This is a genomic window from Streptomyces sp. SBT349 (assembly GCF_001083795.1).
Taxonomy (GTDB): domain Bacteria; phylum Actinomycetota; class Actinomycetes; order Streptomycetales; family Streptomycetaceae; genus Streptomyces.
Window position 1 is genome coordinate 1 of sequence record NZ_LAVK01000325.1, and the last position, 8,452, is coordinate 8,452.

13 protein-coding genes are annotated in these 8,452 nt (G+C 69.5%); 5 read left to right on the plus strand and 8 right to left on the minus strand.

From position 1 onward, the window contains the following. Window positions 1-395 precede the first annotated feature (395 nt). A complete protein-coding gene (locus ADY01_RS28735; RefSeq protein ID WP_049579319.1) occupies window positions 396-617 on the minus strand; it encodes a hypothetical protein in 222 nt (73 codons plus the stop codon). Between the two features lie 49 nt (window positions 618-666). On the opposite strand from ADY01_RS28735, the gene ADY01_RS28740 reads away from it, so the two are divergent. After that, the gene (locus ADY01_RS28740) at window positions 667-1,320 is read left to right on the plus strand and encodes an RNA polymerase sigma factor (protein WP_049579321.1); all 654 of its coding nucleotides are present in this window, start codon (window positions 667-669) and stop codon (window positions 1,318-1,320) included. Continuing rightward, the gene (locus tag ADY01_RS28745) at window positions 1,317-2,264 is read left to right on the plus strand and encodes a CU044_5270 family protein (RefSeq protein WP_049579322.1); all 948 of its coding nucleotides are present in this window, start codon (window positions 1,317-1,319) and stop codon (window positions 2,262-2,264) included. Before ADY01_RS28740 ends, ADY01_RS28745 begins: the two co-directional genes overlap by 4 nt. A gap of 219 nt (window positions 2,265-2,483) precedes the next feature. On the opposite strand, the gene ADY01_RS37545 is transcribed toward ADY01_RS28745, so the two are convergent. From ADY01_RS37545 to ADY01_RS28765, 6 genes are all read right to left on the minus strand, one after another. Next, window positions 2,484-2,924, minus strand: coding sequence for a hypothetical protein (locus tag ADY01_RS37545; RefSeq protein WP_234320449.1), 441 nt, complete (start codon window positions 2,922-2,924; stop codon window positions 2,484-2,486). Further along, window positions 2,903-3,058: a helix-turn-helix domain-containing protein gene (locus tag ADY01_RS40995; protein ID WP_234320450.1), complete on the minus strand. Its 156-nt coding sequence runs from the start codon at window positions 3,056-3,058 to the stop codon at window positions 2,903-2,905. Before ADY01_RS40995 ends, ADY01_RS37545 begins: the two co-directional genes overlap by 22 nt. After that, entirely contained in the window at window positions 3,048-3,362 is a 315-nt protein-coding gene (locus ADY01_RS28755) for a putative quinol monooxygenase (RefSeq protein WP_049579325.1), read from the minus strand. Before ADY01_RS28755 ends, ADY01_RS40995 begins: the two co-directional genes overlap by 11 nt. Window positions 3,363-3,500: 138 nt before the next feature. After that, window positions 3,501-3,833, minus strand: a complete 333-nt coding sequence (locus ADY01_RS41660; protein WP_049579327.1) for a hypothetical protein — start codon at window positions 3,831-3,833, stop codon at window positions 3,501-3,503. A gap of 245 nt (window positions 3,834-4,078) precedes the next feature. Next, window positions 4,079-4,246 carry a hypothetical protein gene (locus ADY01_RS40000; RefSeq protein ID WP_199826331.1) on the minus strand — a complete coding sequence of 56 codons (168 nt, stop codon included), beginning with the start codon at window positions 4,244-4,246 and terminating at the stop codon, window positions 4,079-4,081. Window positions 4,247-4,353: 107 nt separating this feature from the next. Next, window positions 4,354-5,154, minus strand: coding sequence for a GNAT family N-acetyltransferase (locus ADY01_RS28765; RefSeq protein ID WP_049579329.1), 801 nt, complete (start codon window positions 5,152-5,154; stop codon window positions 4,354-4,356). Window positions 5,155-5,696: 542 nt separating this feature from the next. Between ADY01_RS28765 and ADY01_RS28770 the strand changes: the two genes are divergently transcribed. The 3 genes from ADY01_RS28770 (at window position 5,697) to ADY01_RS28780 (ending at window position 7,803) form a co-directional block, all read left to right on the plus strand. After that, window positions 5,697-6,533, plus strand: a complete 837-nt coding sequence (locus tag ADY01_RS28770; RefSeq protein WP_049579330.1) for an NAD(P)H-binding protein — start codon at window positions 5,697-5,699, stop codon at window positions 6,531-6,533. 224 nt (window positions 6,534-6,757) lie between these two features. Next, complete coding sequence (locus ADY01_RS28775) at window positions 6,758-6,979, plus strand: hypothetical protein (RefSeq protein ID WP_049579335.1); 222 nt, start codon at window positions 6,758-6,760, stop codon at window positions 6,977-6,979. A gap of 443 nt (window positions 6,980-7,422) precedes the next feature. Further along, on the plus strand, window positions 7,423-7,803 hold the full coding sequence (locus tag ADY01_RS28780; protein WP_049579332.1) for a VOC family protein: 381 nt from the start codon (window positions 7,423-7,425) through the stop codon (window positions 7,801-7,803). Between the two features lie 20 nt (window positions 7,804-7,823). On the opposite strand, the gene ADY01_RS28785 is transcribed toward ADY01_RS28780, so the two are convergent. Next, window positions 7,824-8,408 carry a hypothetical protein gene (locus tag ADY01_RS28785; protein WP_049579334.1) on the minus strand — a complete coding sequence of 195 codons (585 nt, stop codon included), beginning with the start codon at window positions 8,406-8,408 and terminating at the stop codon, window positions 7,824-7,826. Window positions 8,409-8,452 lie beyond the last annotated feature (44 nt).

The following is an 8,452-nucleotide window of genomic DNA, read 5'->3' on the forward strand; positions in this document are numbered from 1 at the left end:
GTGCGGGGGCTGTTTGCGGGCGTTCGGATGGTGCTTCGGCGGTGCGGGGATGTCAGGGTTCGCTCAGGTTTCTGGTGGTTCAGGTGGAAGAGCCCGTTCGTGATCAAGAGTGGCGGCGTGAGTCCGGCCAGTTCGAGGGGGCTTCATCCGGTTCTGCGACGGTCGTCTGGGCCATGGTGTTCTGGCCGGTGCACAGGGCCCTCCAGGATCATGGTGCAGAGCATCAGGGCGATGCGGCCGTGAGTGAGTCGTTTTCTGGGGTGGCTCTGCCGTTGAGGCCCTCCGTGTTCGCCCGGACGGGCCGGTAGGCGTCCGTGCCGGGACGGGTGGAGGTCGTATCGAGCTGGCCCAGGTCACCGGGACGGGGGTTGGTGTCGATCTCGCGTACGGCCTTGTCATCCGGACTGGCAGTGGCACGGGCGAGTGTGGCGGGCGAGGGAGCCATCGGCGAGGAGGGTGCCGTGGTGGGTGCCCTGGATCCCGCGGTGTTCCTTCTTGTGGTCGAGGACCGGCCGGTAGCCCAAGAGGCGGGCGGGCTGGGAGAAGTGGGCGGTGGTCTGGTCGGTGCAGGCGCGGTCGGCGGCCAGCAGTCCGGTCGGGCAGCCGAACGGGACCATGACATCCGCAACGGGAACCGCATCCCCCCGGCCGGACAGGACATCAGGTATGACGACAGATTTACGCCCTCGGATACGGGACGGGGACGAGGATGCCTTCGCGGAGTTGTTCGACGCATGCGCGCGTTCGGTGTACAACCACGCGTTCCGGCTGACCGGAGACTGGGCGATCGCCGAGGACGCGGTCTCTCTGACGTTTCTCGAAGCCTGGCGTCTGCGTGAGCGGCTGGATCCGGAGGGCGGCTCGTTGCGGCCCTGGCTCCTCGGGATCGCGACGAACACAGTCCGCAACACCCGGCGCACGGCCCGCCGACACGCCGCCGCGATGTCCCGGCTGCCCCCTCCGGCGGTCGTCGCCGACTTCGCCGACGAGGTCGCCGGACGCATCGATGACGCCGCGCTGATATCGACCGTGCGCCTTGCCCTGGACACGCTGCGACGCTCCGAACGGGAGGTGCTGTCGTTGTGCGTGTGGTCCGGCTACGACTACGCGACCGCCGCCGAGGCACTGGGCGTTCCCCTGGGCACCGTACGGTCCCGGCTCTCGCGGGCGCGGCGGAAACTCGCCGCCGCGGTCGATGCGCGGGAGCGGGATGGAACAGGGAAAGCCGTGGCGCGACGGCAGGAACCCCCGGGCGCCACAGGACAGGTGAGAGTCGGCCGCTCATCCGCGGCCCCGCTCGGACGGAAGGACACCGCATGAACGGCACGCCGTCGCTTCCCGACCGGGACCTCCCGCCGGGCCGTCACCGACAGCTCAAGGAGCACCTGATGCACGAGATCCACAAGAACCCCGAGCCCCGCGGCACCTCGGCCGACCGGAAGAAGTGGCTGCTGCCCGCCATCGGCCTGCCGGCCGCAGCCGGTGCACTGGCCCTGGCCCTGGCTCTGCTCATCAGCGGTGCCCCCGGCGGGACGGACGCGCCAGGGCGAGGTGTCGGAACGGAGGCCGGCACCGAGGGCACGTCGCCCTCGGCAACCGCGGTCCAGCTGCTGGATCGGGTGGCCCTGGCCGCCGTCGCCCAGGCACCCGTAGAGATCCGTGACGATCAGTACATCTACGTGAGCAGCCTCGTGCAGCAGCATGGCGGGCAGCCGCAGGACCGGGAGGTCTGGGAAGCGGTGGACGGCAGCCGGCAGGGGCTGCTGCGCACGGAGGGCATGGGGGATGTTCCGCTCGGCGGGAGCTCCTTCAACTACCGCTACCTCCAGACGCTGCCGACCGACCCCGAGGCCATGCTGGAGTGGTTGTACGGGCAGCAGGAGGAAGGCGACGAGGACCATGACGCCCACCAGGACGCCTACGTCCACATCGGTGACCTGCTCCAGGAGTCCCTGGTTCCGCCGGATGTCGCCGCCGCCCTCTACGGTGCCGCCGCGCTCATCCCCGGTGTGTCTGTCATACCCGACGCGCAGGACGCTGCGGGCCGCCCAGGCATCGCGGTGTCGCGCACGGACTCCTACAACCCCGACCGGAGCCACGAGCTGATCTTCGACGAAGAATCACTCGAACTGCTCGGGACGCGCAACGTCGCCTTGACGGACCTCGACCTCGAGGACAGCGGCCCGGTGGCCGCCGGCGATGTCCTTTACTCCTCGGCCGTCCTCGACCGCGCGGTCGTCGACGAGGTGGGAGCGCGCCCGTAACGTTCCGTGCCGTACGCGAAGGGGCTGCCGGTCCCTCGACGAAGGTCCGGCAACCCCGTCCCGGCACGCGCCGGGCCGGCGGAGCCGTCGGCTACGCCTCATACATCCGGATCCACGCCACTGACCTGCGCGCTCCTTCTCTCGCCGGGAAACGATCTTCAACGCCCCGCGTCGTCGCACGTCACTCCTACTCGTCAACACCCCACCGGCAAGCGCCGTTCAGTGGACCGGGTGGAACGGACAGACTGGCGGCGGGCCGGTCAGCTGCCGTCCACCCCCAGCTCGCTCGCCAGGGCCCGCATCTGGTCGGACGGCAGTGGACTCATGGCCAGGAGAGCGGGCTTGGCGCGGAACAGCTCCGGCAAGGTCTGGCGCACGTTCACCAGGGCGCCTACGGCGTCGTCGACCTGCCTGGTCGACGCCGCAGCGCGCCTGCCGCTCCGGTGACAGGCCGGAGGGGTCGACATTCCCCGCCGCCCGCAGGGCGACGTTGGTGGGGCCGAACTCGGTGTCGTAGTCGTTGGGCCCCTCGCCGACGCGTTCGGCCGGCTCCTTGGCCAGCCGCAGATACTCGTACGCCTCCGCGGCCAACTCCGCGACCGGCACGTCCAGTACCTCGGCCACCTTCTCCAGCACCGTCATCCTGTCGATGCGGCGCACGCGCGCTCGACCTGGGAGACCCAGGCTTCCGACCGGTCCAGCAGGCCCGCGAACTCCTTCTGCGACAGGCCCCGCCGCTTGCGATGCCGGGCGATCTTCCGTCCGAGCGCCTCCTCGTACTCCTCAGCGCTCAACGTCAACGCCCTTGCCGGACACGAAGTCCAACCGGTCGACCTCGGTCGAGGCGAGGTACTGGTTCCGCTCGGCGAGGAAGTGGATCACGTAGTCCTGCGACTCGTGGGTCTCGAAGGCGGCGACGTCGCGGTATAGCTCGTAGAAGATCCGCTGGAGCGGCTGGCCGTCAACGCGGTGAACCGTGTAGATCACCGTTCCCGGTTCATGCGCACGGATCTGCACCCCGGTCCGCGCCACCAGGTCATCGAAAGCGGCTGCCGCTGTCTCGTCCTTGCAGGTGAAGCGCACCATCAGTCCGAACATGGCCGTTCCTCTCACGTCGGCGTCTCGGCTGGGCACCGCGCCGCAGCCACGCCAAGCGGCCAACGACTCGCACGAGAACTACGTCTCCTCGCGGGCCACGTCAGCGGAACGGCACCTCCCGATACGAAAAGCCGCAGGTCACGACGGACGGAGGAGCGTAATGCCGACCGAGCTGCCAGAGGAGGTCAGCCGAGCACGCCACTGGACCCAGGATGTCCTCGGCAGCCATCCTCGCGCGGACGACGTCGCGCCGATCCTCACCGAGCTGGGTGCCAACGCGATCACCCGCACCGCCGGCGGCACCGGCAGCTTCGCGCTCGTCATCGACCAGGTCGCCGGCATGGTGGGGGCACCATCCCTCACCCACACGTCGAGCACCCCGACACCAGCGATCAGCACGGCCGCGGACTCGAACTCGTCGCGGCCTGCGCGACCAAGGTCGTCATCCAGCACACCGAAAACCAAGGCCACAGCATCACCGCCGAACTCGGCCCCGCAGCCTCACAGCCATGTCGTCCCCGACAGCCCTCGTACTCCAACGCGCCTACTGGTACGAGGCGATAGCCCCCTACCCCACGACCGGACACACGTACTGGCTCGGCTCCCGCCCGGCATCAAGCCCGCGCCTGGCTCTGCGGTGGATACGAAGCCGCGCCATTCACACAGGAGATCAGCTCGACGACCCCGCCCGTCGGTCGGTTCCGTTTGATCCGCCGCTACATCATCTGGCGAAACCGCGAACGGTGCCTGATACGGCACTGGACGACTTCGGCGTGCCAGGGCAGGGAGTCGTGGCAGGCGTAGATCTCGTACGCCGTGCCGTCGTCCATGAACGCGGCCAGGTCGACTGATCTGACCGGAGCGCGGTAGGTACAGTCGGCCACGGTCTCCCGGAGCCCGTGAAGTTGCTCTTGTCCGTCGGCCGTGCCGCAGGCCGCCCGAGGTCTGGGGGCTGTGGCACGGCTGGCGGGCCGGTATCGCGTCGGTCGGGTTAGCTTTGCAGGCCGAAGAAAGAAATCGGGGAGTTCGGCTTGAAGCCGATGCGCGGGTAGACGGGCGCCCCGGCAGCGGTCGCGTGCAGGGTGGCGCGAGTCAGCCCGGTGGCCCGGGAGCCCTCGTACAGTGCCTTGCGTGTGACTGCTTCGCCATAGCCTCTGCGCTGCCATTCCGGTTCCGTGGCGACCAGTACGACGAAGAGACGGCCATCTGCTGCGATGGTGCCGGCGCACGCCACGGGGAGGTCGCCGCGCATGGCCAGGTACGCGTGCACCTCCTTCTTCCAAAGCGCGGAGCCGACCAGTCCGTCGCGGCCGTCCTCAACTGGGAAACCGTAGCCGCGTGAGTTGATGTCTGCGTACGCCTGAAGCTGTTCATCGGTGGTCACACGCACAAACGTCAGGTCCGGGTGAACAGGATCGGGGATGGGCAGGAGGTCGCCGGCCATACCGGTGCCGGGGAAGGCGTACTGCAAGCCCGCCTGCTTGGCCGTTTCCTCCAGCGCGGAGCGGGCCCCGTCGTCGAGGAGGTCCTCGAAGAGCCACAGGAAGCCCGGGTACTTCTTCGTCCGCATGATGTCTGCTGTCCGGGTCAGACGTTGTCGAAGGAGCTTCGCGTCGGCGCCCACATCGGTCAAGGTGAGGGCGTTCCAGAACGCGAACCGGCTGTCTGCCCACCGAACAGCGATGCCGGGAAGGTCACGCACGTCCGCATCCGCATCCCGGTCGAGCACCATCGCGCGCCATGCCACGGAGAGCTGCTCCATCGACCCGATGGACTCCGCAAGGCCCGTCATCGTTTCTCCTCACATGGTCGTGAATCTCATTCTGAAGTCGCCCCGGTTCGATGGACGACCTTTCGCTTTGGGATGCTGGGTCCCGCAAGGAGGAGTTCATCGGGTGGACGCCGGCGAACGGCCGACTCAGCCCAGCCGAATACGAACGCCGTCACGCTGCGGAGACACCGAAACGAGTGCGCTACGCAGCCGTATAACCACAAGCCCACCAGTGTTTGCCAGACCGGTGCAACTCCACGGGCGGCCTGATCCACCGCTACATCACCTGGCGAAGCCGCCATGCTGACGATCAGTGGCTACGAGCCGTGGTCAACAGGGCGAACCTTGCCGTGCGGGAGGCACGTTGGGCGGTGTCCTGGCGGGCGGATGCCGGCTCGGTCGTGGGGAGAGCTCGTCCGCCGCGCAGGCGGCGATGCGTTCGGTCGTGGTGGGTGCCCTGGGTGGCGTGGTGTTTCGACCGCCGCTGGGAAACGGCGGCGGCGGTTCGGGGCTTTCTGGTCTTGGCCGTGGCCCGTATCCGGGCATTCCGGTTGACTGGGGTCATGGCAGCGACTGAACCGACGACGCTGGTCCTCGCGGGGACAGGCAAGACCGGGCGCAGGGTCGTGGCCGGGCTCGTCGCGCGTGACGTGCCGGTGCGGGTTGGCTCACGGCGTGCTGAACCGCCTTTCGACTGGCAGGACGACACCACATGGGAGCCCGCGCTGCGGGGCATGGACGCGGCCTATGTGGCTTTCTATCCTGATGCGGCCTTCCGCGGTGCGGCCAGGACCGTGGGTGCCTTCGCGGACCTCGCGGTGGCCTGTGGCGTCCGGCGCCTCGTCCTGCTCGCCGACCGCGGTGCCGCCGAGGCCGAGCGGTGCGAGCAGGCGGTGCGGGACTCGGGTGCGGAGTGGACCGTCGTGCGGGCGGGGTTCATCACGCAGAACTTCAGCGAGGCGTTCCTCGTGGAACTGGTCCGGGCCGGTGTGGTCGCGCTTCCGGCCGGCGACGTCGCGGAGCCGTTCACCGACGCGGAGGACATCGCGGATGTGGTCATCGCGGCGCTGACCGGGAACGGCCATGCCGGCCGGATCCACGACGTGACGGGACCACGACTGCTCACCTTCGCCGATGCCGTCGGCGAGATCGCGAGAGCGACCCGCAGGGACATGCGGTATCTGCCGGTCACGCCCGAACGGTTCGTCTCGTCGCTGACCGGACGCGGTGTGCCCGCCGAGTACGCGGCGCAACTGGCCGGCCTGATGGTCGAGGTCTTCGACGGCCGCAGGGCCGACGTGACCGACACCGTCGAGCGCGTCCTCGGCCGCCCGCCCCGCGACTTCACGGAGTACGCCCGTGAGACCGCCGCGACCGGGGTCTGGGATGCTGGAGGGTGACGTGCTCGGGAAGTCGGCGGCCACGGCCCCCTCGGCCGGTCGATGCCGAGGCGCGTCCGCCGCTCCCGGTGCGCCGGGGGCCGCTTCCGAGTTCGAGCCGTGGGCGGGGAAGTCCCCGCATCTCGCAGGTCAGAGGCGCCCTCATCCCGCTGTCAGGGCCCCTGCCGGACAGTAGATGTGGAAGACAGTCGCGAACGGAGACACGCGGGCACATACTGGTCGTGATGACAACGCCAGCTGCACGGAAGCGCTACTTGCCTACCAGCCCCTTCAAGGCCCCGGTCACGCCGCCGCCCAAGCAGTTCGCCGTGGGCGACCAGGTCACGCACGACATGTACGGCCTGGGCCGGGTGATCGGCATCGAGGATGGAATCGCGGTGCTCGTCGATTTCGGTTCGGTGCAAGAGCGGATCTTGAATCCGTACACCAAGATGAGCAAGCTGTAGGGCTGCTGCGCCGGTCACGGCACGGCAGCTTCCTTCGTGACGCTATAACGAATTGGAGAACCTCTCATCGACCCAACCTCCCTGTTCTCCGCTCCGGAGGAGACGCCCAGCTATGCCACCGCAGCATCGCCGCCTCCGACGACGAACCCCTTCCAGGCTCCGGACGGGGTGGAGGACGAGACCTTCCCCGTCGGGGATGCGCCGGCAACCGTCCCGGACATGGGCGCGGCTCGACGCAAGGCAGGCTAGCTCCTGTCAGTGACAGTGGGTTCGGCATCCGTGACGGACCGGGCGCGAGCGCGTGCCGGGGCCCCGCCCGATCTCTGCGATCGGGCGGGGCCCCGCGCGGTTGAGGCGCGCCTGCGTGTGATGTAGCGCCGTGCCGCGCGGCGTCGGGTGATCTCGCGGGCATTCCGTCATATCGGCTGGGTAGGTTGCCATGCATGCACAGAAGCCGCGTGTACGCCGTCATCATCGACGCGCCCGAGGAAGAGGCCGAGCGGGCCACGGCCTTCTGGTCGGCGGCGCTCGGGGTCGCCGCGGAGCCGTTCGCGCCGGAGCCGCAGTTCACCACGCTCCATGAGGCTCTGCCGGGGCTGGTCACCGCCGTTCAGGCGGTCGACGACGCGCCCCGGATCCATCTGGACATCGAGACCGACGACATCGAGGCGGAGACCGCGCGCCTGGTCGACCTGGGTGCCGAGGAGATAGCGCAGTGGCAGGAGTGCCATGTGCTGCGCGTGCCCGGGGGCCACCTGGTGTGCGTTCTGCCGGTGGAGACCGATCCCGAGGCGTTCCGCGCGGGGGCCAACGTCTGGCCCTGAGGCCGGACTCTCGGGCCCGCTCAGCGCGCGTCTCGGGCGGTGGTGAGGCGGCGGTGTTCGAGGGCGGTGGCGACCGCGTAGGCGCCGCCGCCGGCGAGGGTGAGGACCCAGTAGAGGCCGGGGGTGCCGAGGAGGAGCGCCGCGGTGGAGGTCAGGGCGAGCCAGGCGCCGAGGGCGTAGTGCAGCGGATTGCGGCGTGCGGCGCCCTCGCCGAGGTAGAGCAGGCCGACGATGAGGCCCGAGCCGGTGGGCCAGAGCATGGACGGGAGATCGGGCGCGTCGACGGTGGACGTCAGGCCGGTGATGGCGAGGAACAGGGCGACGAAGCCGATGATCCACGAGGCGCCGAGCAGGTTGCCGGTGAGGGCGTCGGGCTTGGCGGCGCCGCGTTGGGCGCGGACGGCGGCGAGGGTCGCGCAGACTGTGCCGGCCGCGAGCCCGATGCCGAGGAGCGTGATGGGCAGCCAGCCGGGCAGGTCGAGCAGGGGGTCGGAGCCCTCGGACACGGCGGCGGCGCCGTGTCCGAACACGTAGGCCAGCCCGAAGCCCAGATAGGCCGCGCGGTTGTCGACCTCGCCCACGCGGCGCGTGGGCGAGGTCGACAACCGCGCGGCCTATCTGGGCTTCGGGCTGGCCTACGTGTTCGGAC

What these genes read in the sequence shown, in the direction of transcription:
- ADY01_RS28745 (WP_049579322.1), top strand. Translation starts at nt 1,317, where the DNA reads ATGAACGGCACGCCGTCGCTTCCCGACCGGGACCTCCCGCCGGGCCGT.
- ADY01_RS28780 (WP_049579332.1), top strand. Translation starts at nt 7,423, where the DNA reads ATGCACAGAAGCCGCGTGTACGCCGTCATCATCGACGCGCCCGAGGAA.
- ADY01_RS28770 (WP_049579330.1), top strand. Translation starts at nt 5,697, where the DNA reads ATGGCAGCGACTGAACCGACGACGCTGGTCCTCGCGGGGACAGGCAAG.
- ADY01_RS28765 (WP_049579329.1), bottom strand. Translation starts at nt 5,154, where the DNA reads ATGACGGGCCTTGCGGAGTCCATCGGGTCGATGGAGCAGCTCTCCGTG.
- ADY01_RS28775 (WP_049579335.1), top strand. Translation starts at nt 6,758, where the DNA reads ATGACAACGCCAGCTGCACGGAAGCGCTACTTGCCTACCAGCCCCTTC.
- ADY01_RS28740 (WP_049579321.1), top strand. Translation starts at nt 667, where the DNA reads ATGACGACAGATTTACGCCCTCGGATACGGGACGGGGACGAGGATGCC.
- ADY01_RS28735 (WP_049579319.1), bottom strand. Translation starts at nt 617, where the DNA reads ATGGTCCCGTTCGGCTGCCCGACCGGACTGCTGGCCGCCGACCGCGCC.
- ADY01_RS28755 (WP_049579325.1), bottom strand. Translation starts at nt 3,362, where the DNA reads ATGTTCGGACTGATGGTGCGCTTCACCTGCAAGGACGAGACAGCGGCA.